The organism is Bacteroides celer (assembly GCF_002632415.2).
In the GTDB taxonomy this organism is placed as follows: Bacteria; Bacteroidota; Bacteroidia; order Bacteroidales; family Bacteroidaceae; genus Bacteroides.
The window spans coordinates 4,466,839-4,488,342 of the sequence record NZ_CP178209.1 but is presented as its reverse complement, the minus strand read 5'-3'; the positions used below and the strand labels follow the sequence as shown (position 1 = coordinate 4,488,342).

The following is a 21,504-nucleotide window of genomic DNA, read 5'->3' as shown; positions in this document are numbered from 1 at the left end:
ACCGTGTAATCCGCGTAATCCGTGCCTAATTATATTTAATTTGGAATAATAAGCGTTGTCTTTTCCGGGAGTACGCCTACTTCTAAAGGAAAATGTTTAGGCAACAAACGCCCGTCCAAATCCACCGCTGCATTCTGTGCCCGGAGTACCTTTACTTTTCTCGTCCGGTAGCTTTTCACCACTTTGTGATTCAGGATTCTTCCCTGAATCAGCATCCATAGTCCGGAAATAATTTGCAGGAATTCCGGGCGGTAGATTACGGATACATCCAGCCATCCGTTGTATGGAACGGCACTGGGTGTTTGTCCCCATCCCCAGGCACTGCCTATACATACGGTCATGATGCGTCCGCGGATATGTTCGTCATTGATACGGAGATGCATTCTGTAAAGCTTCCGTTCAAATATAAGAGAAAACAGGGCGGCAACGTATGAAAGGAACTTCACTCCCCAGAAACGCTTGGTCTGATCGGTGATTTTGACGATTCGTGCTCCCAGTCCGATATTAACGGCATTGAGGAAATAGCGACGCTGGTGTTCGTTTCCGTCGTAGAAGTTGCAGTAGCCTACGTCTATTTTCTTCAACCGATGATTGATGATACAGTCGACAGCCGGCTTGTATTCGGTGCTAAGTCCCCAATATTTGGCGAAGTCATTTCCGATACCGTTCGGAATCATACCGAGGGCAATGTTCTCTTTATCTTCGGCATCGGATAGCATAATGCCATTGATGGCATCATTCAATGCCCCATCACCTCCCACAATGACAATCGTGCGATAACCATTGTTGGCCAAAATTTTAGCGAGACGCTCTACCGAACCGAAACCTTCGGATTGTACATAGTCATAGTCTACACCTTTACTGTCCATGTACTCCTTAATTTCTTTCCAGCGCTTCTTTACCTTTCGGGTACCAGCTTTTGGGTTGTAAATCACTCCCCATTTCTTCGGTTCTACACTCATATTTGTATATCTATCCTATTGTGTATTAAAAATCGCACTATAATAACTGCCAAAGATACTAATTCCCTTGCAGTTTCTCTTTTACAAAAGCTATCTTTTCTTCCATCGGCAGCTCTGCATTCATCCAATGGATCGTAAATCCTCTTCTTTCCATGCCGCGGAACCAGGTCATTTGTCGCTTGGCAAACTGATGGATGGCTATCTCCAAACCGTTGAACATTTCTTCATAAGTCAGTTTGCCTATGACGTATAATGTCAGGTATTTGTATTCCAGTCCATAGTAGATGAGATCGTCCGGTGCAATTCCCTGTTCGATCAATCGTCTTACCTCGTCCACCATTCCTTCATCCAATCGTTGTTTCAATCGGCGGGTGATCTTTTCACGGCGCAGTTCCCGGTCAATGTCCACTCCGATGATGAGACTGTTCAGTTCCGGGAATTCCCTTTCGGGAACCGGATGGGCTGCATAATACTCTTCAATTTCTATCGCCCGTATCGCCCGTTTCACGGTATCCACATCGGTGGAGTTATGCAAAGCCTTGTATTGACTTAGCATTTCCGTCAACTCTTCCAGCGAATGATTTGCCAAACGGTTACGCAATTCCGGATTTTCCGGTACGGGCATCAGTTTATATCCTTTCAACACGGATTCCAGATACATACCTGTCCCTCCACATAAAACGGGAAGACAGCCTTTTTGTTTGATGCTTTCGTAAGAATTCAAGAAATCACGTTGATATTCAAACACATTGTATTTATATCCGGGGTCTGCAATGTCAATCAGATGATAGGGGATTGTACGTCCGTTTACGGTATAGTCGGCCAAATCTTTTCCTGTACCGAGATCCATTCCTCTATATATCTGACGGGAATCGGCACTGATAATTTCTGTGTTGAGTTCATAGGCCAAGGCAGCGGCAAAGGGAGTTTTACCCGAGGCTGTAGGTCCGAGTATGGCGATTAAATCATAGTCCGGCATAGCTTCATTCTTTTATATCTGCAAAATTACGAAATATTTTTAACCTGTTTGGTATTCAATCGCTTTTTTATCAAGATTAATAAGGGGGATAGGGAAGGTTAATTTGTATTTTAACCTCTAATTGGTGGTATTCAATCTAATAATAATGAAGTGTATGAGAATACCGCCATCTGATATTATCTACTATGATATTTGTGTTGTTTTTATTGTCAATCTGTCATGATAGTAGCTAATCTTTTGATTTTTAGTGGAATATGGCTGATGATAGGAGCTGACAATAGGCTGACAATAAAGGTCTTGTTTTTTTATTGTCAGCTTTGTTTTTGCTGATTAAATAGTGTAACTATTTGATAAACAGTTGTTTATCTCCTTTTTTATCATGATGCTATTTTTGTGATAACTTCTGTATATCTGTATGTTTTTACGTTATATTACCACTAAGGTTGTGTTGAAAAATCAGGTGTGATAACTCTAGTATGCTGATAGAATAACACGGAGATACGGGTAAAGTAGCTTAAAGATACTGGCATTGTTCAGCTAGAGTGCCTTTATTGTTCAGCTAAAGTACCGCTCTTGTTAGTTCTCCACGGCCGTGGTGAATGAATGATATCGGTAGCTTAACAGATGTATACCTGCTTGATAGAATAAAGATAAAGGTGCCTTAATAGAGTTGTGCTTACTTGCGTAAGTCTATAAACCTGACATTCAAAATCTTTTCCACATTTATCTGTTGTTGATCGTTTGTACTATCCGGCATACCTTTCCGTTTTTATCCACGCCTTCTATGGTTATATCTTCCGGTGCAGTGCTGTCCGGAGTATAGTATTCGATGGTTGCTTTTCCATTAGCATCCAGTTGAAGGGTAGGATTCCAATAGATCGTACTTCGTAAATCCGAGCGTTGGTCATTCTTCTTTTCAGGCGTATCATAAGTAGGATGATAAAACTCGATCGAGTCGCTGTACCCCAGTGGAGTACATGTGATAATGCCCTGTGCCGGTCTTGCCGGGATATCTTTGCCGTCTTTCAGCGTAATAACGATAGCACCTGCCGAACCGCGGGAACCTAAGATCGCTGCATCGGCACCGCGAAGAAGGCTCAAGCTCGACATATCACTGGTTTGTATCATGGTCAGGATGTCGTTATCGTCTTCATACACCACGTCGTCAACAACAATGACAGGTTGCTCGGGATTGTTGCGGATATGTATTTCATTTCCATTTGTCACGCTAATGCCCGGAAGTCTGGTGACTGCATCAAAAGCTGTTTGTGCACCGAATCCTTCCAGTCTGTCCCCTTCGATCGTGTAGGTGTTGATACCTCCTGTGTAAATACTTTCTGAACTGGCCTTTTTACGACTTCCAGTGACTACCACTTCTTTCAGATTGTACACTCTCATTCCACCTTCCATGTAATATTGGTCGCGGGTGTTGAGCAAATAATCTTCCATAAACGTTGCTGTTCCATCATGGAAAGGAGACTTGTGCGAAGTTGCCGGGTATTGAGGAGTGTCAATCACGATGTCCACTCCGGCAAATCCTCTTTTGGTACGTGCCTGAACAAGGAAAGTCGTGCTATCTCTGAAAGATGTGTTCACGATAAACTCTCCTTTTTCGTCTGTGGTGGTAGTGGCGATGATGTTCTGTTTGGGAGCCAGAATACAAATAGGTCCTTTCTTAACGTTACCTCCAAAGAAACCTTTGATACGTCCGCTGATAGTTTGCCCCTTTTCCATATAGTTGGTGAGGTTCATTGAAGGTGCAGTCAGTACATTCTGGATATGGTGTCTGCGCCATCCGTGCGTCATCATCAGGAAGTCTACCGTGCGGAGAGTCCGGAGGTCTTGCTGCAAAAAATAATATCCGGGATTTTCTACATATCCTTTTAAGTCGGAGGTCAATAGAAAATTCGATACGATATTGCCAGCAAGCGAATCCGGGCGGATACTCTTTCTGTCGGTAATGCTGATGGAAAAACTACCTTCTACCGGAGTACCGTTATCGTCTTTTGCTGAAATTTGCAGGGATACCTTTTCTCTTTTTCCGTATGTCGGCTTATCTGCAAGAATTTGCCATTGATGCGGATTCCGGTCGGGTATGAAAACCAGGCGTTCGCTAAGTGCGTTGCCCTGTTGGTCGATCAGCATGAAATGGGTGATGCCTGCGTTGAATAAACTGTCGTTCATTCTTCCAAAAGTCCTGTCGACACTGACTGGCTGCAGGATGACCAGCTTTCCACGAGTGTGCGCAATCAAGAATAACTTTTGAGGCCACTCGGTAGCTTCTGTTTTCTGGATTTCGTAACGGATTTCCTTTTTATAATGTGTCATGGAAAGTGTGATTCCTTTTTCTTCTACAGCTGGGAGGTCGAATCGTTTACTGATACCGTCACCGGATTTGGCAATCACATAGTAAGAGTTTCCCACAGTCGGATTCAGTGTGAAAACTCCCATGCCGTCATGCTCCGAGCGGAAAGCTGTCAATGTGTCTCCGTTGGCATCGAACAGGAATCCTTCTATTTCTGTAGAAAAGCTATCCGATCCTTGAGCCTTGAAAGCTATATTCTGATGAGCAACGGTCAGGAGAGCGCCCCCTTCCGGGAAGAACTTAACATCAAAGTCTTTTGTAAACGAAGGCAGATAGAAAGTCTTTTTATAAATATATTGGGGATCATCGAACTCTACTTCAATGTGGCGTGTGGCAATAGGCTTCAAATCTGGCAGGGAAATAGAAATCAACCCATTCTCGTCTGTCTTTCTTTTACCTTTATCTTTAATCTTTCCGTTTTCAATGTAGCGGTAGCGGATGGTTGTATTTCCGAAAGCCTCTTGAGTATTGCTGGTAAATCTTACCTTGGCTGTATAATGTGATTCGTCTTCTTGCTGATACTCAATATTTGAAACAATCGTATTATCAATCGAATTACCGATTTTCAGGTTGCGTGAATAAAAGAATTCCGGTTCCTGATTAAGCATCCAGTTGCTATATCCCCGCAAATAATAATCGCCTGCTGGGAGAGTGGGAGGGAGGGTGAAAGCATTATGAAAACCCAATGAATCTCTGCGAATCTTCTTACGTTCTACGATAGAGTCGGAACGGTTGACAAGTTCTGTAATGATGAAGTTGCTTTGTGTATTATCTTGATGTGTAACAGAGTTTACCAGATATCCCTTAAACCATATTTTTTCTCCTGCCCCATAAAAAGGCTTGTCCAGATGTAAGTAGAGTTTCTCCTGTGGGACTTTTTCCAGTAGATTAAAATACGCAATAATTGTATCTTGTACGTTTTGCCCTGACAATGGGGCAAAACAGAACAGTATTCCGAAAAAGAAAGCTATTAAGCCTCTATGGATAGAAAATGTAGTTTTGTTTTTCATACGTTATGTGTTTGATTCTACATCTATGATTTGTGCATCCAGATCGAAAGTACTTTCTTTTTTACTGCCAGTATGTTAATCACCGATACAACGATAAATAATAGAATACCCATACTGATTGCTGCCCATAATGATCCGGTTTCCAGCTGTGGAAATAGGATGCGGATACTGTCTATGTAATAACTGCGCAACCAGGAGACTAATCCGATGGATAATACAAGCACAATAACGTTCAATCCTACCGTGAGCAACTGATAAGGCAATGCTACCTTGTTGGGACTGTATCCGATTAGTAATAGACTTTCCAGCTTGGTTGTATTCTTTTGTAAAAGCAGGAAGATGCTCAACATCAGTATATAGAATGAAAGGATACTGATAAATAAACCCACTCCCAATACAATACCTACGATAAGACGGAGGAAATAAGTTGTTTTTCCGGCATCCAGCTTACCATCTTCCGTTTCATATCCTTTCTTCTGAAAATAACTGGCGATGGCGGAATCTGCCGGATTGCTAACCTCGATAATCAATCGTGCCGGTTGGGCTTCTGCATTCGGTGCGAAATTCTCATTAGCCCATTTCATAAAGGACTGGGGAACAAGAATCGTATTCAGACGATTGGAGAAACCGACAATGTTTCCTTTGTACTGTTCCACCCGTCCGTTGCCACGCATCATAATGTCCATTTGAATCAGACTCATTAACCCTTCCGATAGTTTGGGGAGGCTGCGGCTTTGCGCAAAACCGAAGTTATAAAGGTTCAGATAGTTGCGCGGAATGATAATGGGTATGGTATGTGTGTGTTCATCGAAATGCCATTTATCGAGTTTGATGTCGACAAACTCATCGGGAACAGACTCAAAAAACATATCTGTGGAAAGATGAATACCGGCTTCCTTCATTCCCAATCCTGCTGAAACTTTGAATTGAGAAGGAGTGAAAGCTCCTATTGTTTTGGTAAACGGTTGCTTTTTCAGATCCGCAATTTCTTCGGCAGAGAATGTATTACTCTTTCCTGCAAAAGAACCGAGAGCACTGATTTTCTTTGTAGCTATGATGAAATCCTTTTTCATAAAGCTGTCTCCTTCGGTGAATACCGGAATGACATCTTTATAAAACTGTACGCTAAGCAATACAATCATCATGCCGAATAGGTTGGCTAAAAAGAAACCGGCTAATTGACCGATACTGATATGTTGGCGGAGAAGCTTCCAGACAAGAGTTGGCATTTTATTTACGATTTTACAATTTACGATTTACGATTTGAAATGATGCTGTGAAAAGAGGTTGTTTATTACCTGCTACCTGTTATTAACCAGCTTACTACAGTTGAAGTGTATGGTTGTAAGGCAACTCGATATGTTTACCGATGGAAGTGGCGATCACTCCGGCTCCTTGTGCCTTTGCTTCGGCGATGATAAGTTCACCCATGATGCGGCTGTTATCATCGTCCAGGTGGCTGATCGGTTCATCCAGAAATAAAAAGTCGAACGGCTGGCAGAGCGCCCGGATAAAGGCGACGCGCTGTTGCTGTCCGAAAGATAGCTTGCCGGCTTTCACATTTATTTTATCTGCGATCCCCAGTTGTTCGAAGAACGATAAGATTTCTTTTTTCTTTTTGCATCCGGTGAGGTTATTCTTCAATTGCACATTTTCAAGAGCGCTAAGTTCGGTGAAGATGCGTAAATCTTGAAAAAGCATACTTAGTGAATGCTTTCGCAGGTCGACCCATTGCTTCACGGAGTATGCTTTGATATTGGTTTCATCGAAATTAATAATCCCCTGATAGTCGTTGCGGTAGCCATAGATATAGCTGCACAACGAAGATTTGCCGGTGCCGGAAGCAGCTTCAATCAGATACATTTCTCCTTTCCGGAAGAAAAGATCCTGATGCCATACGTCCGAAGTCACCGAATTACGGTCAGCAAACACTTGGGGAAGTGTTTGCTGTAAGTGAATACTATTCATACCGTTGGTTTATACATTTATTACATGCCGGCAAATTGCTTGGCAAAGTCTACAATTTGTTTGAGGGCATTTACATCTTTGTCTTTCAGGCAGAGGTCGATCTCGCTGACTTTCCCTTCCGAACTCATGGACAGGTAAGAAACCTTGTTGGCCAGTTCGATATATGTCTTAGCTTCCTGTCCTCCGAAACCTGCTACCATTTTAACGATAGGCAGATCGAGGATTGCTTCGGCATTGATTGCTATAAATAGGCTCTTTCCCTTCATATCCGATGCATAAGGAGCATCTTTGACTGATTTGTCGGCAGCTTTACCTACGTTTTTGTAGAGTAACTCATCATTGGTTGCATACATTTGTTTATCCTTGATGCCGAAGAATATATTCATGCCTCTTGTCTTGTAGACATATTCGTCTTTGCCAAGTTGCATGATATCTTCCCCTCTCTTCAATCCCAATGATTCCTTGTTCTTGTAAATCATTTCAAGAGCATTGCCGTTCTTCACGTCAGCGTACATCATGAAAGTGGGAGCACTGCTCATCGTTACGTTGATTAATCCTGCAGAAATATCACCATTGAACGAGCTGAACAACTCTTTTACTTCGTCTGCCTTAGCGATAGATACTGTGTTGCGGAATTCCTTGTTTTCGCTCAACAGGTTATACAGTTCGCCTCCTTTTACACCTACGTTGAAGAACATCAGGGTAGAAGCCGGGAAGTATTTAACGAAAGTATTGTTCGCTTTTCCAACAGATTCCATTTGTTTTTTTAGGAGAGCTTTCACTGCTTCGTTTTCAGTATAGTTTTCTGTTTTGAGGGCAATCTTTCCTTTTTCAAAGTTCAGTCCTCCTATCAGAGTGATGTCTTCCGCTTTCACTTCAGTAGGTAATCCCATGGTTATCTGATCGCGGTAGGTTGAAGGAATAGCTGTCATGGAAGCAAAGAAGTTAATATCACTTTTCTGTTTCTCCATTTTCTGGAAAGCTCCTGATTTCACGATACTATTGCTTGCTGTCTGTTTCAACAAATTAGTAATGGCTTCTTTGGCTTTATCAGTTTGAGTTGTTCCGCTGACATTGACTACCAATATAGTAGAACTATTGAAAACAAGCAAACCGCTGTTCATCGTTGTAAAACTGTAACCGTCAGCTTCGCCTACCGGTTGGCAGATCTGTTCTTTTGCCATCACGTCGAGTGAAGCATGCAACTTATCTTCATTGTTCACTTTACCTACAACAGTAGGATAAGGGAAAGAAGATGAAGAGAACACATAGAATGGAGATTCAACATCGATTCCCGATTCGCCCGGATTCTTCATAACCTTTTCCAGTTGTTGGAATGTGGCCGCATTCATTCCGCTTTTCAGTGCTTCCAGTACTTTTTGTTTAGCAGCTTCATTCTCTTTATCATCCAATCCCGCTTTGCTTGCGAGGGATTTAAGGTTGATAGAGGCAACTACCGAAGCGTCAGCCGGTATCACATTTGTATATTCCGATGTTTTGGAACATGCTGCCAGAAAAACAATCAGTACTGCCAGTACCGAGAGTCGTGAAATCGTTTTCTTTGCCATACTTATGTTATTTAAAAGTTGTATAATCATTGATTCAGACATTTACTGCTGTTATTGATTTTGCAGATTCAGCGTGTGGCAGGCCACCAATGCCGCTGTTTCTGTACGGAGCCGTGATTTGCCGAGACTAATCGGTACGAATCCCCGTTCGATGGCCTTCTTCACTTCTTCTTCACTGAAATCTCCCTCGGGACCTATCAGAACAAGGGCGTCTTCTCCTGGTTTCAGAACATTCTTCAATAGAGGTTTCTCCCCTTCATAACAGTGGGCGATAAACTTCTGTCCTTTAAACTCCTGCCTGATGAACTGATCGAACTCAATCATTTCGTTCAATTTTGGCAGTCGTGCCTTGAGAGATTGTTTGATGGCTGATACCAGAATCTTTTCAATCCGTTCGGTCTTGATGACTTTACGTTCCGAGAAACGGCAGTTGAGGAAAGTCAGTTCGTCAAAACCTATTTCGGTAGCTTTCTCTGCAAACCATTCGTTACGGTCCATATTCTTCGTCGGTGCCATGGCAATGTGTAAATGGCACGGCCATAACGGTTCCTGAAAAATGGTTTCTTTGATGTTTACGAAACAACGTTTGTTGGTTGCAACAGTAATTTCAGCTTTGTAGAAGTTACCCTTACCATCGGTAAGCGTGATTTCGTCTCCGATACTTAGCCGCAGAACACGGATACAGTGTTGTGTTTCCTCTTCGGGAAGCTCGTTGCTTTTCTGTATATCTGGAGTATAAAATACGTGCATAATATTACTTACTGATTTTTATTTCTTGAATTGATTTGATCGCGTATCTGCGCGGCTAACTCGTAATTCTCATCTTTAATAGCCTGTTCCAGTGCTTCTTCAAGCGTTCTGGAAGTAGCACCGGGCAAATCATGTTCTTCTTCAGCCACTTCGTCGTTGTCCGTTTCTTCAGAACGGGTTCTTTCTTCTGACGACATGTGAAGACATTCCTGTTCAAGAATAGATTCATAAATAAGAATCGGGCAGTCGGCACGCACTGCCAAGGCAACTGCGTCTGAAGTCCGTGCGTCGATACGTATAATCTCTTCGTCTTTTTTGAGGTAAATATAGGAGTAGAAAATACCATCCTTTGCTTTGTAAATTAATACACGTATCAGGCTGGCTCCCAGTATAGTAAGACTTGTTATAAATAAATCATGTGTCAACGGACGGGGAGTTTTCACTCCTTTCAGATATAAAGCGGTAGCCTGGGCTTCCGCTGGACCGATGATGATAGGCAGTTGCCTTTCACCGTCCACTTCGCCCAATAGCATAGCAAACGCGCCTACTTGCGCCTGGCTGTTCGTGATATTTATAACTTGTAATTCTACCTTTTTGTCCATCGTTCTCTTTTACTTAATTTGTTTTACTCTCCTGCTGGTGTTTGTACTTGAATACCAAGGCAAACAGAATGCCGATTACCAGCGCATAAGCGGCAAAGATCAGCCAAATGTTCATCCATTCGCGACTCACCAGTCTGCCGTCGGCATATACAGAGAATGCATCAACTACCGCACCGCTGGCATATCCGCCCATGATGGCTCCCAATCCGTTAGTCATCATAAAGAACAAGCCCTGTGCACTGGCACGGATAGAAGATTTGGCTTCTTGTTCAACAAACAACGAACCGGAAATGTTGAAGAAATCAAAGGCCATACCATAAACAATCATGGAAAGGATCAGCATCCATAGTCCTGATCCCGGATCTCCAAAACCGAACAGGCCGAACCGGAACACCCAAGCGAACATACTGATTAGCATGACTTGTTTGATTCCGAAATGACGCAGGAAGAAAGGTATGGCAAGAATAAACAATGTTTCGGACATCTGTGAAATGGATAACAGGATGACTGAATGTTTCACTCCGAAAGAATCTGCATATTCAGGGATGCTGGCAAAACTGCCTAGGAAAAGGTCGCCGTAAGTATTCGTAATCTGCAATGCTGCACCTAGAAGCATGGAGAAAAGGAAGAAAATAGCCATTTTCTTTTTCTTGAATAACACCAGCGCATCCAGTCCGAAAGCGGAGAGCCATGATTTGTTTTCAGATTTAGCCGGTCGACAGGCCGGGAGCGTAAATGAATAAAGTCCGAGTAGCAATGCGGAAGCACCTCCTACATAAAGTTGTGCACTTGAATTCTTGAATCCGGTAAGGTCGACAGCCCACATGGCACAAATAAAACCGATTGTTCCCCATACGCGGATAGGAGGGAAGTCTTTAATCAGGTCACATTTGTATTGCTCCAGTGCATTGTACGATACCGTGTTGGCGAGGGATAAAGTGGGCATATATACCAACAGGTTGAGTAACATGGCCCAATACATCTGGTCGTATCCCGTTGCGGTGGAAGCGTAGAAGAGACATCCTGCTCCTGCAATATGGCAAAGTCCGTATAAACGTTCTGCATTAAACCATTTATCGGCAATAATACCGATAATACCCGGCATTACCAAAGAGGCAATCCCCATGGTGGCGAAAATGGCTCCGATTTGTCCTCCTTCAAAATGAAGTTCTCTTCCCATATAACCACCTAATGATATTAACCATGACCCCCATACAAAGAATTGCAGGAAGTTCATAATAATCAAACGAACTTTTATACTCATGACTTTTTTAATTTGTGTTTCTCTTCACATTCATAAACCTTGCAAATATAATATTTTCGTTGAATAGGTGGATAAGTAATTTGATAAAAAGGGGATAAAAATGGCATAAATGCGAAGAAAAGATGAGATTTGGGTGTGAAAAAACAAATGAAGGGGGTATAAAAAAAAGAAGGCTATCTATCCCAGACAGCCAATCTTTGTTAACCTTAAATCTAATACCATGAAAAACACAGTGCAAAGATATATGGTTTATGTTATACAACATAATGTTTTCTCGAAAATATTCTATTTGTTAACTCTAATTAACTTTGAATCTTCCGTTTTTCTGTTACTGCCCTCTCTAATCAGCCATACTTCCGGAGAAATGTCTGATATCCGAATGGAAACTTGGTTCCGGCACCTTGCCGGTTATTCTACGTAGAGTACCAATCCTTTCAGATATTCTCCTTCGGGATGATAGATGTTTACCGGATGGTCGGCCGGTTGAGTCAGCTGGTGTAGAATGCGTACGCTACGCCCTGACATGGCTGCTGCGGTAAATACGGCAGTACGGAAATTGTCTTTGCTTACCACTTGCGAACAAGAGAAAGTAAACAGGATACCGCCTGGTTTGATTTTCTCGAATGCTTTGGCGTTCAGTTTACGGTAACCTTGCAAAGCATTCCGCAGTGCATCTTTATGTTTGGCGAATGCGGGCGGATCAAGGATGATTAAATCATACTGGTCGCCCATGCGGTCGAGATATTTGAAAGCGTCCTCGGCAAACGCCTCGTGGCGGGAATCACCGGGGAAGTTTAATTCCACGTTTTTGTTAGTCAGATCAATCGCTTTGGCTGAACTGTCGACAGAGTGCACGAGTTTCGCACCTCCGCGCATGGCGTAGAATGAGAATCCGCCGGTGTAGCAGAACATATTCAGTACCGAACGGTCTTTGGCGTAACGTTCCAGCAAAGAACGGTTTTCACGCTGATCTACAAAGAATCCGGTCTTCTGACCTTTCAGCCAGTCCACATGGAACTTCAAGCCATATTCTTGTGCGATATTATCACTGCTTCCTCCTTTCAGAAAACCGTTTTCGGGGAAAAGGTCTGCCTTAAAAGGAAGAGTTGTTTCTGATTTATAATAGATATTTTCGATCTTGTCACCCATTACTTCGGATAAAGCTTCGGCAATTGTCATGCGGTCTACATGCATTCCCGCAGAGTGTGCCTGCATAACAGCGGTTTTGGCATAAACGTCAATCACCAGTCCGGGGAGATTGTCTCCTTCACCGTGAACGAGACGGTAAGTGTTGTTGGTCGGATTAGTGGCGATGCCGATACTGCGGCGCATATCGTATGCAATTTCCAGTTTGCGTTTCCAAAAATCGTGATCGATAGGTTCCTGGCGGAAAGACAGTACGCGCACAGCAATACTTCCGATCTGGAAATGTCCTTCGGCAATAAATTCTTTTTTTGAGGTGTACACTTCTACAACTTCACCTTCATCGGGCTCTCCGTCAAAACGAGCGATAGCACCGGAAAAAATCCAGGGGTGGAATCTCTTAAGAGAATCTTCTTTACCAGGTTTGAGATATACTTTATGCATAATGTAGTCTTTCCTCAACCCTCTCCCAAGGGGGAGGGCTTCAGATCGTTTTATTATTGGTTATTAATCACTTATTTTATTACTTATCACTTCTTCCGCGGGAGAGACAGTAGCTGTCAGCGGAGAAACCTCCCAATCTCCCGTCTGTTTCAGTTCTTGCAACAGATTGTAGATATTGAGGCATGCCCATGCATCGGTAGCAGCGTATTGTTTCTGTCCGTCACTTAATACATCAGCTTCCCAGTTGGACAAGCGTTGTGATTTGGATATTTTTTCTTTGAATAAGATGGCGTAAATCTTTTGCAGACTTTTGTCCTGTATTCCGAATTGACGCACATAGTCCTGTAATTCGATACAGCTTTGTTGGGTGAAAGGTGCACGTTTGTGCAGCATCATAAAGTCGTCTTTCAGTGAAAGTCCCACTTTGATTACAGCCGGATTTTCTAACAAGTCAACCAATGGCTGAGTCAATCCCGTCATATTGAGCCGGAATAAGAAACAGCATTCTTCGGAAGAAATCTGGAGAAGTGCTACTTTGTGCGATTGTCCTTTGGTAAAGGAAGGGCGAGTTTCGCTGTCGATACCTATCACTGGTCTGGATTGGAGGTAAGCTACAGCTTTTTCCGTTTCAGCTTCCGACTGGATAACATAAATACGTCCCGGAAAGACTGTTTTCGGGAGTTCTTTTAGTTCATCTTTATCTATGGTTCTTCTTACAATCATTTTTATTTTAATTCATCATCGTGGCAATGGCAACCGTCTTCGTGACAGTGGCAATCATCATCGTGGCAATGACAGCCATCTTCTTCACAACAATCGTTGTCGTCGCTTGGTTCGTAAAATCCTTCTTCATTACCTACTTCCTCTTCTTCTTCCTCCTGGTTGTATTTCACGTCATGAAGGGCGCGAAGTGTGTTTACCAGTTTCTGTCCCCACAGTGTACCGAAGTTTTCCTGGCAGATGGCCAATGAATCATTCATTGTTTCGTTCAGTCCCAGTTGGAAGACAAATATGAAATCTTTAATATCCTGATAAATGTCGGCCAGGTCTTCCGATATAGACTTCTTGATAGGTTGGTCGCTATACACCATATCTTGCACGAATACGTCCAGATAATCATCCTTGTCAGCCATCAATCCGGAAAGGTTGATACGCAGAATTTCGTAAATCTCTTCTGTGACATACGTTTCAAGTGCTTCGTCCCCGATAGTCTCACATTTGGGCAGCATAGATGCTTTGAGATAGAGTAGGGGAAGTATTTTTAATGATGTATCAACGAAAGTGCTACGCTTCATGCGTTCGGCACGTTCGAGAAATGCACAAAATTCGGCAGCTACCGTTACGAACTCAATTACGTTTTTATCAAATATCGTTTGGCTTTCTTTTTCCATGATCTATATTGATTTGAAACGCAAAGGTAAGAAAAAGGATTGAATGAGCGTAGTGCTCGTTATTTTTTTATTATTTTTGCAGCTTAGAATCTCATTCCAGTTTTATAAAAAAGAATTAAAGACTCATGGCAAAGAAGAAATTAGATAAGGAGGCGGAACGTACTCCCTCTTCCCCCAGTAAAATTTTGGCTGTATTTAAGAATGAAACCATTCATTTTGTAATCGGATTGATGCTGGTCATCTTTTCCGTTTACCTGTTGTTGGCTTTTTCTTCCTTCTTCTTCACGGGGGCTGCCGATCAAAGTATTATTGATAGTGGCAGTTCGGCAGATTTGGCAGCTGTTAATAATCAAGTGAAGAATTATGCAGGTTCACGCGGAGCGCAGTTGGCCAGTTATCTGATTAATGACTGTTTCGGCGTTTCCTCTTTCTTCATACTTGTTTTCCTGGCAGTGGCAGGATTGAAGTTAATGCGTGTACGTGTTGTACGTCTGTGGAAGTGGTTTATCGGCTGCACACTCTTGCTGGTCTGGTTCTCCGTATTCTTCGGATTTGCCTTTATGGATCATTATCAGGATTCCTTCATTTATTTGGGAGGTATGCACGGATATAATGTCAGTCGTTGGCTGATTTCGCAAGTTGGAGTACCCGGTGTGTGGATGATCCTGTTGATAACGGCTATCTGTTTCTTCATATATATAAGTGCACGTACCGTCATCTGGTTGCGTAAACTCTTCGCATTGAGTTTCCTGAAACGCGAAAAGAAAGAAGAAAAGGAGAATGTTCCGGAAGGAGAAGGAGATCCGGAATTTACGACCTCCCAACCGCAAGAAGTGGAGTTCAATTTGAAACGGACGTATAAACAGACACCTCCTCCGGCACCAGTGATGGATATTCAGGCTGAAGAACCTGAAGACGACTTTCCTATTAATAAACCGGAAAAGGAAGATACTTCCGTATCTGACGAAAGTGAAGGAGTGACTATGGTATTTGAACCGACTGTTTCCAATCCTGTTCCTATTGTGCAGGAAGACTCTTTGGAAGAGGCGGAACCCGGATTTGAGGTGGAACCGGCAGCTTCGGAAGAAGAATACCAAGGACCTGAACTCGAACCGTATAATCCTACTAAGGACTTGGAAAACTACCGTTTCCCGACTATCGATTTGATGAAGCATTTTGAAAATGATGATCCGACGATTGACATGGACGAGCAGAATGCAAATAAAGACCGCATCATCAATACATTGCGCAGCTTCGGAATCGAAATCAGTACGATTAAAGCAACTGTGGGACCTACGGTAACTCTATATGAAATTACTCCGGAACAGGGAGTACGTATTTCTAAAATCCGTGGTTTGGAAGATGATATCGCATTGAGCCTTTCCGCTGATGGTATCCGTATTATTGCTCCGATACCGGGTAAAGGAACCATCGGTATTGAAGTACCGAACAAGAATCCGAAGATTGTTTCCGGACAGAGTGTGATCGGAAGCAAGAAATTCCAGGAATCCAAATATGACTTGCCTATTGTATTGGGTAAGACGATCACGAACGAAGTCTTTATGTTCGACCTTTGCAAGATGCCGCACGTATTGGTGGCAGGTGCAACCGGTCAGGGTAAATCAGTCGGTTTGAATGCCATTATCACTTCCTTATTATATAAGAAGCATCCGGCAGAATTGAAGTTTGTACTGGTCGACCCGAAGAAAGTAGAATTCAGCATCTATTCGGTGATTGAAAATCACTTCCTTGCCAAACTTCCTGATGGAGGCGAACCGATTATTACGGACGTAACGAAAGTAGTGCAAACCCTGAACTCGGTTTGTGTGGAGATGGATACCCGTTATGACCTTTTGAAGATGGCACATGTGCGTAATATCAAAGAATATAACGAGAAATTTATCAACCGCCGCCTGAATCCGGAAAAGGGACATAAGTTTATGCCGTATATCGTAGTGGTGATTGACGAGTTCGGAGATTTGATTATGACCGCCGGTAAGGAAGTGGAACTTCCGATTGCCCGTATTGCACAGTTGGCGCGTGCTGTCGGCATCCACATGATTATCGCTACACAGCGTCCGACTACTAATATTATTACAGGTACGATCAAAGCCAACTTCCCGGCACGTATCGCATTCCGTGTATCTGCCATGATGGACTCCCGTACTATTCTCGACCGTCCGGGTGCTAACCGTTTGATTGGTAAGGGGGATATGCTCTTCTTGCAGGGAGCCGATCCGGTGCGTGTGCAGTGTGCCTTTATCGATACGCCGGAAGTGGAGGAAATTACGAAGTTTATTGCCCGTCAGCAAAGTTATCCTACTCCGTTCTTCCTGCCAGAGTTCGTGAGCGAAGATGGTGGTAGTGAAGTAGGAGATATTGATATGGGACGGCTTGATCCGTTGTTCGAAGATGCAGCCCGACTGGTAGTGATCCATCAGCAAGGTTCCACTTCGTTAATTCAGCGTAAATTCGCTATCGGTTACAACCGTGCCGGACGTATTATGGACCAACTCGAAAAAGCGGGAATCGTAGGCCCTACCCAGGGAAGCAAGGCACGCGATGTCTTGTGCATGGATGATAATGATCTTGAAATGCGATTGAACAATTTACAGTAACCGTTCGTTTATTAATCAAATGAGAAAATACATTTTTAGTGTTTTAATAGCTTTACTGTCTTTGCCTGTGATTGCCCAACAACAGCAGTCGCAGGCTAAAGTCATTCTTGATAAGACGGCAGAGGCGTTTCGTAAAGCAGGTGGTGTAAAGGCCGATTTTACTGTAAAGGCTGTGACGAACGGTCTGGTAGAAGGTGTTGAAAATGGAACGATTCAGTTGAAAGGAGAGAAATTCGTACTGAAAACGTCGGATATCATCACTTGGTTTGATGGAAAAACGCAGTGGAGTTATGTGACAAAGAATGATGAAGTGAACGTCAGCAATCCGACACAGGAAGAGTTGCAGCAGATTAATCCGTATACATTTCTATATATGTATCAGAAAGGATTCTCTTATAAGTTGGGAGCAACTAAGACGTATCGTGGAAAAGCTGTTTGGGAAGTCGTTTTGACTGCCAGAGATAAGAAACAGGAGTTGGAACGTATCACTCTTTTTGTGACGAAGGATACTTATGAACCTTTGTATATTTTGCTTCAACAGCGTGGTCAACAGACACGTAATGAGATAACCATTACAAGTTATCAGACTAAGCAGAATTATGCGGAGCAGGTTTTTACGTTTGATAAAAAGCAATATCCCAATGCGGAGGTGATAGATTTGAGATAATATACGTTTATAACAAAACGAAAAAGATAAATTAAAATGGCAGAAATAGAAAAAGTAAAATGCCTGATTATAGGTTCAGGACCTGCCGGATATACGGCAGCGATTTATGCAGGACGTGCAAATTTATGTCCGGTACTTTATGAAGGATTGCAACCGGGTGGCCAGTTGACTACTACTACGGATGTGGAGAACTTCCCCGGTTATCCGGAAGGAATCAGTGGTCCGCAGTTGATGGAAGACTTGCGTGCACAAGCAAGCCGTTTCGGAACAGACATTCGTTTCGGTATTGCTACAGCGGCCGATTTGAGCAAAGCTCCTTATAAAATAACAATCGACGGTGATAAGGTTATTGAAACAGAATCATTGATTATTGCTACCGGAGCTACTGCTAAATATCTGGGACTGGAGGATGAGAAGAAATATGCCGGAATGGGGGTAAGTGCTTGCGCTACTTGTGACGGATTTTTCTATCGTAAGAAAGTTGTAGCTGTAGTCGGTGGCGGTGATACAGCGTGTGAAGAAGCTGTTTATCTTGCCGGACTTGCATCCAAAGTATATCTGATTGTCCGCAAACCTTTTCTGCGTGCATCGAAGATTATGCAGGAGCGAGTAATGAACCACGAGAAGATTGAAGTTCTTTTTGAACACAATGCGGTTGGTTTGTTTGGCGATAATGGGGTAGAAGGTGTAAACCTGGTGAAACGTTGGGGGGAACCGGATGAAGAACGTTATAGCTTGCCTATCGACGGTTTCTTCCTGGCTATCGGACATCAGCCGAATACTGAAATATTTAAAGAATACGTTGATACGGACGAAGTGGGTTATATCATCACGGAAGGTGATAGTCCCCGTACAAAAGTCCCCGGAGTTTTTGCAGCAGGAGACGTTGCCGATCCGCATTATCGTCAGGCTATTACGGCTGCTGGAAGTGGTTGCAAAGCTGCTTTGGAAGCTGAACGTTATCTTTCTGCCAAAGGACTTATTTAATCCGGTTTATATCCGATCATAGAAGGGGATTAAAACCCTTATAAATATAAAAATCACCCACGCTAGAGTTTAATCTGTAGCGTGGGTGATTTTGTTGAGAGGGGAGTCTTGCTCCGTAAGCACTCAATTAAGGGCATACCCTTTAATTTGGGCACTGTTGAAGTGCCCAAACTGAGTTTCGTTAAAAAATCGTTTTCAATTTAGCATTCACTTGTAGACAAAGAAATCTTACCGGGTACCATATTAACATAGTCCCTGCACCCGTTAAAGATTTTTTTGAAGAAAGTTCCGATAAAATTCCAAACGGAACTACCGTGAAGCTTCACTGTACTAATTACACTATGGTAGGTTGCCGCCATCTCAGCACCGGCATCACTGCCGTAGTGCAGGGAATTGTTTCGCTGAGTAGTCAGCTTTCGGATGGTTCGCTCAGCCAGATTATTATCTATGGGGAATTCCCCGGCTTTTAAATAGGCAAAGATCTCATCCCAAAAGTGATTCAGATAGTTTAAGGCTTCCGTGTAATATTGACTCCGGTATTCTGAATCGGTGGCCAACTCACCGTCTAAACGACTACGGATCCTTATCAATATTTCTTTCGTTGCTAAACTTTGCCGCTCCTTCAATCGTTCTTCAGGAGTAAGACGGGCTTCATCATACTTACGCTCGTTTCTAAAAAGCTCTTTCAAATCCGCGGCAAATAAGGCCGCATGATCTTCTTTTCCTTGATTGGAAGCTTTGACGAATTTATTGCAGGCGTGAGACATACAAACCTGATGTACCGTAGCCTTGAATTGTGCTGATTTCAACTCATTGCCTATAAATACGTATGCATTGTAGCCGTCTGACATGATACTTTTCAACTCTGAATCTCCTAGAAAATCGGTAAGGACATCACGACTGCGAGAACCTTTTTCATAGAAGAAAATAGCAACCTTCTCGGACTTGTTTACGAGTACCCAGATATAACACTTCTTGTAGTGGTCATACTTGCGAACTTTGCACCACGTCTCATCACAGTTCACGATGGAATCCTTCTCTAATGCGACAGACTTCAAAACACAGACCAACTCATCCAAGTACGTCTTCCCCTTCTTCAACCAATTGCGTAAAGTATTGGGAGAGATGCTCATACCCATATCGGTAACCCATTGGTGAAGAAGACCGAAAGTCACATTCTTCACATAAACCTCATAAGCGATTGCCTGTAGGAATTCAGGAGTGCCCTTCGTTCCTTCAAACTTTGTAACAACCTCAGGATGACCTTCACATGGGAAATAGCCCCATTGGGGGTTCAGACCGGGAGCCGCATAATGAACCATTTCAAAACGTTCCTCGATCAGGCTGGTCTTCAAGCTAAACACCTGAACTGATTTCCTTTCGATTATACGTCCGGGGACTTTTGACAAATCTGAGGGATGGATAATCGGATCACCGGCCAACCCCATTCTGCTATACTCATCCGGGCGATGGGACAAGTCACGTTCCTGCTTGGGGGATTGAGGCACATCATGGGACAGGTTATTATCAACAGAGCCGGTACGGAGTGTACCGCGGGTTCCATCAAAACCTTCTTTTTCATCCTCACGGTCAGGAGCCGGGTTTTCCGGTTCACCGGATTGCATCTTTTTCCTGACCTTCTGCCGTCTATCGCCAAAACGTTCTTGTTTGGCATAGTCGAGTTGCTCTTGAAGTGTCTTTGCTTTACGCTCTGCGGTTTTTCGTTTTTTACGCTCCTCGGACAACTGATCCTTCAGTGCCTGCTGCTGCTCCAGCTGTGAACGTTGCAAAGCTTCAAATGAAGACATACGTTCTTCCAGAACCTTTTGTTTAGCAACGAAATCTTCAAGGACAAGCTCCATTGCTTTCTCCGTCAAAATATGTTCCTGGTTCTGCTCAGCCAAGTATTGAATATACCGGTCTTTTTGATCATCTGACATACCTTCACTATAATTTATAGGAGTACGTGAGTAGGTTTCCCTTTTCAACAACTCCTTTTTGGATTCTATGATATGTTGCAGTTCGATCATTCCAAAGCCTTTGATTTACAGACATAAAGGTACTAAAATAATCATAAAACCGCAAATATATAAACATGATAATTATCTGACTTTCAATATTTTAACTATCGGATTCTCTAATATCAAAACTACGTCTTTCCAGTCTATCCTATACACTTTATCAGCCCCTTTTCGTTCCACTTTCAGAAACTGATAGCCGGAGACAAACTTCTTTTCAAACAAACGGTATGAACGACTGTCAAAAGCAAACATTCGGACGATTCTACGGTTACGAGACATGACTATGAATACATCGCCATCACTTGGCTCTCTATGAAGCTGCTCACGAATGATAGACAACACACGACTGTGCTTGCAGCGCATATCTGTAAAGTCACGGACATAATAGAAATGATTCAGACCGGTAACACTCAACATAATCCCTCCAACTTCTCTACCATACGAACTAAGTCCTGATAGCTTAAATTCTTCTGAGTCAAATGAAGACCGTTACTTATGCGAATATCAATCCATATACGTATCGGATTAGGACTGAATTTGTTTGTTGATTGAGGTTCAACCGTTGGATTACCGTTATCCGAATCCGCCGGAAAACCTGAAACTTTCACTTCGACTACTTTCTTACGAGTGTCCTTATACCATTTTTCAAAAAGGTTATAAGGTACTTTATTCTTAACACAAAAAGATTGGAGAGATTCTCCATGAGGCAAAGCCTCCGTTTGGTACTGAAAGTAAAACCTTTCAAGATCTTCACTGCTATACATA

Annotated in this window: 18 protein-coding genes; 3 read left to right on the top strand and 15 right to left on the bottom strand. The window is 42.9% G+C overall.

Features of this window, described 5'->3' with window-relative positions; all coding sequences use genetic code 11:
* Positions 1–35: 35 nt before the first annotated feature.
* The 12 genes from CJF29_RS18305 to CJF29_RS18250 form a co-directional block, all read right to left on the bottom strand.
* Positions 36–962: a diacylglycerol/lipid kinase family protein gene (locus CJF29_RS18305; protein ID WP_004301802.1), complete on the bottom strand. Its 927-nt coding sequence runs from the start codon at positions 960–962 to the stop codon at positions 36–38.
* A gap of 58 nt (positions 963–1,020) precedes the next feature.
* Complete coding sequence (gene miaA / locus CJF29_RS18300; RefSeq protein ID WP_099146999.1) at positions 1,021–1,941, bottom strand: tRNA (adenosine(37)-N6)-dimethylallyltransferase MiaA; 921 nt, start codon at positions 1,939–1,941, stop codon at positions 1,021–1,023.
* A 723-nt stretch (positions 1,942–2,664) separates the two neighbouring features.
* A complete protein-coding gene (locus CJF29_RS18295) occupies positions 2,665–5,316 on the bottom strand; it encodes a TonB-dependent receptor plug domain-containing protein (RefSeq protein WP_099146998.1) in 2,652 nt (883 codons plus the stop codon).
* 23 nt (positions 5,317–5,339) lie between these two features.
* The gene (locus CJF29_RS18290) at positions 5,340–6,545 is read right to left on the bottom strand and encodes a hypothetical protein (protein WP_004309861.1); all 1,206 of its coding nucleotides are present in this window, start codon (positions 6,543–6,545) and stop codon (positions 5,340–5,342) included.
* Between the two features lie 94 nt (positions 6,546–6,639).
* Positions 6,640–7,284 (bottom strand): ATP-binding cassette domain-containing protein, encoded by a 645-nt coding sequence (locus tag CJF29_RS18285; RefSeq protein WP_004304608.1) that lies wholly within the window; start codon positions 7,282–7,284, stop codon positions 6,640–6,642.
* Positions 7,285–7,304: 20 nt separating this feature from the next.
* Entirely contained in the window at positions 7,305–8,852 is a 1,548-nt protein-coding gene (locus tag CJF29_RS18280; RefSeq protein WP_032843168.1) for a DUF4836 family protein, read from the bottom strand.
* 51 nt (positions 8,853–8,903) lie between these two features.
* Positions 8,904–9,602 carry a 16S rRNA (uracil(1498)-N(3))-methyltransferase gene (locus CJF29_RS18275; protein ID WP_099146997.1) on the bottom strand — a complete coding sequence of 233 codons (699 nt, stop codon included), beginning with the start codon at positions 9,600–9,602 and terminating at the stop codon, positions 8,904–8,906.
* Between the two features lie 8 nt (positions 9,603–9,610).
* Positions 9,611–10,204, bottom strand: coding sequence for a bifunctional nuclease family protein (locus CJF29_RS18270; protein ID WP_004301811.1), 594 nt, complete (start codon positions 10,202–10,204; stop codon positions 9,611–9,613).
* 13 nt (positions 10,205–10,217) lie between these two features.
* Positions 10,218–11,468, bottom strand: coding sequence for a nucleoside permease (locus tag CJF29_RS18265; protein WP_004301812.1), 1,251 nt, complete (start codon positions 11,466–11,468; stop codon positions 10,218–10,220).
* 408 nt (positions 11,469–11,876) lie between these two features.
* Positions 11,877–13,055, bottom strand: coding sequence for a class I SAM-dependent rRNA methyltransferase (locus CJF29_RS18260; RefSeq protein ID WP_004304613.1), 1,179 nt, complete (start codon positions 13,053–13,055; stop codon positions 11,877–11,879).
* Between the two features lie 63 nt (positions 13,056–13,118).
* Complete coding sequence (locus tag CJF29_RS18255) at positions 13,119–13,778, bottom strand: 3'-5' exonuclease (protein WP_004301815.1); 660 nt, start codon at positions 13,776–13,778, stop codon at positions 13,119–13,121.
* 2 nt (positions 13,779–13,780) lie between these two features.
* On the bottom strand, positions 13,781–14,446 hold the full coding sequence (locus CJF29_RS18250) for a DUF5063 domain-containing protein (RefSeq protein ID WP_004304614.1): 666 nt from the start codon (positions 14,444–14,446) through the stop codon (positions 13,781–13,783).
* A gap of 125 nt (positions 14,447–14,571) precedes the next feature.
* Between CJF29_RS18250 and CJF29_RS18245 the strand changes: the two genes are divergently transcribed.
* Genes CJF29_RS18245 through trxB form a run of 3 tightly spaced genes read left to right on the top strand, consistent with a single transcriptional unit; the run spans position 14,572 to position 18,718 of the window.
* A complete protein-coding gene (locus CJF29_RS18245; protein ID WP_004309853.1) occupies positions 14,572–17,064 on the top strand; it encodes a DNA translocase FtsK in 2,493 nt (830 codons plus the stop codon).
* Positions 17,065–17,083: 19 nt separating this feature from the next.
* Positions 17,084–17,731, top strand: a complete 648-nt coding sequence (locus CJF29_RS18240) for a LolA-like putative outer membrane lipoprotein chaperone (RefSeq protein ID WP_099146994.1) — start codon at positions 17,084–17,086, stop codon at positions 17,729–17,731.
* Positions 17,732–17,767: 36 nt separating this feature from the next.
* On the top strand, positions 17,768–18,718 hold the full coding sequence (trxB, locus tag CJF29_RS18235; RefSeq protein WP_004309849.1) for a thioredoxin-disulfide reductase: 951 nt from the start codon (positions 17,768–17,770) through the stop codon (positions 18,716–18,718).
* Positions 18,719–18,918: 200 nt separating this feature from the next.
* Here trxB and tnpC read toward each other — a convergent pair whose 3' ends face one another.
* The 3 genes from tnpC to CJF29_RS18220 all read right to left on the bottom strand — a co-directional run bounded on the left by tnpC (position 18,919) and on the right by CJF29_RS18220 (position 21,503).
* On the bottom strand, positions 18,919–20,748 hold the full coding sequence (gene tnpC / locus CJF29_RS18230) for an IS66 family transposase (RefSeq protein WP_195448853.1): 1,830 nt from the start codon (positions 20,746–20,748) through the stop codon (positions 18,919–18,921).
* A 72-nt stretch (positions 20,749–20,820) separates the two neighbouring features.
* The gene (gene tnpB / locus CJF29_RS18225; RefSeq protein WP_099147663.1) at positions 20,821–21,156 is read right to left on the bottom strand and encodes an IS66 family insertion sequence element accessory protein TnpB; all 336 of its coding nucleotides are present in this window, start codon (positions 21,154–21,156) and stop codon (positions 20,821–20,823) included.
* Positions 21,150–21,503, bottom strand: coding sequence for a hypothetical protein (locus CJF29_RS18220; RefSeq protein WP_099147662.1), 354 nt, complete (start codon positions 21,501–21,503; stop codon positions 21,150–21,152). Before CJF29_RS18220 ends, tnpB begins: the two co-directional genes overlap by 7 nt.
* Position 21,504 lies beyond the last annotated feature (1 nt).

Bases quoted from the DNA above. Each gene is read 5' to 3' on its own strand.
- CJF29_RS18305 (WP_004301802.1), bottom strand. From the start codon at position 962: ATGAGTGTAGAACCGAAGAAATGGGGAGTGATTTACAACCCAAAAGCT.
- miaA (WP_099146999.1), bottom strand. From the start codon at position 1,941: ATGCCGGACTATGATTTAATCGCCATACTCGGACCTACAGCCTCGGGT.
- CJF29_RS18295 (WP_099146998.1), bottom strand. From the start codon at position 5,316: ATGAAAAACAAAACTACATTTTCTATCCATAGAGGCTTAATAGCTTTC.
- CJF29_RS18290 (WP_004309861.1), bottom strand. From the start codon at position 6,545: ATGCCAACTCTTGTCTGGAAGCTTCTCCGCCAACATATCAGTATCGGT.
- CJF29_RS18285 (WP_004304608.1), bottom strand. From the start codon at position 7,284: ATGAATAGTATTCACTTACAGCAAACACTTCCCCAAGTGTTTGCTGAC.
- CJF29_RS18280 (WP_032843168.1), bottom strand. From the start codon at position 8,852: ATGGCAAAGAAAACGATTTCACGACTCTCGGTACTGGCAGTACTGATT.
- CJF29_RS18275 (WP_099146997.1), bottom strand. From the start codon at position 9,602: ATGCACGTATTTTATACTCCAGATATACAGAAAAGCAACGAGCTTCCC.
- CJF29_RS18270 (WP_004301811.1), bottom strand. From the start codon at position 10,204: ATGGACAAAAAGGTAGAATTACAAGTTATAAATATCACGAACAGCCAG.
- CJF29_RS18265 (WP_004301812.1), bottom strand. From the start codon at position 11,468: ATGAGTATAAAAGTTCGTTTGATTATTATGAACTTCCTGCAATTCTTT.
- CJF29_RS18260 (WP_004304613.1), bottom strand. From the start codon at position 13,055: ATGCATAAAGTATATCTCAAACCTGGTAAAGAAGATTCTCTTAAGAGA.
- CJF29_RS18255 (WP_004301815.1), bottom strand. From the start codon at position 13,778: ATGATTGTAAGAAGAACCATAGATAAAGATGAACTAAAAGAACTCCCG.
- CJF29_RS18250 (WP_004304614.1), bottom strand. From the start codon at position 14,446: ATGGAAAAAGAAAGCCAAACGATATTTGATAAAAACGTAATTGAGTTC.
- CJF29_RS18245 (WP_004309853.1), top strand. From the start codon at position 14,572: ATGGCAAAGAAGAAATTAGATAAGGAGGCGGAACGTACTCCCTCTTCC.
- CJF29_RS18240 (WP_099146994.1), top strand. From the start codon at position 17,084: ATGAGAAAATACATTTTTAGTGTTTTAATAGCTTTACTGTCTTTGCCT.
- trxB (WP_004309849.1), top strand. From the start codon at position 17,768: ATGGCAGAAATAGAAAAAGTAAAATGCCTGATTATAGGTTCAGGACCT.
- tnpC (WP_195448853.1), bottom strand. From the start codon at position 20,748: ATGATCGAACTGCAACATATCATAGAATCCAAAAAGGAGTTGTTGAAA.
- tnpB (WP_099147663.1), bottom strand. From the start codon at position 21,156: ATGTTGAGTGTTACCGGTCTGAATCATTTCTATTATGTCCGTGACTTT.
- CJF29_RS18220 (WP_099147662.1), bottom strand. From the start codon at position 21,503: ATGTATAGCAGTGAAGATCTTGAAAGGTTTTACTTTCAGTACCAAACG.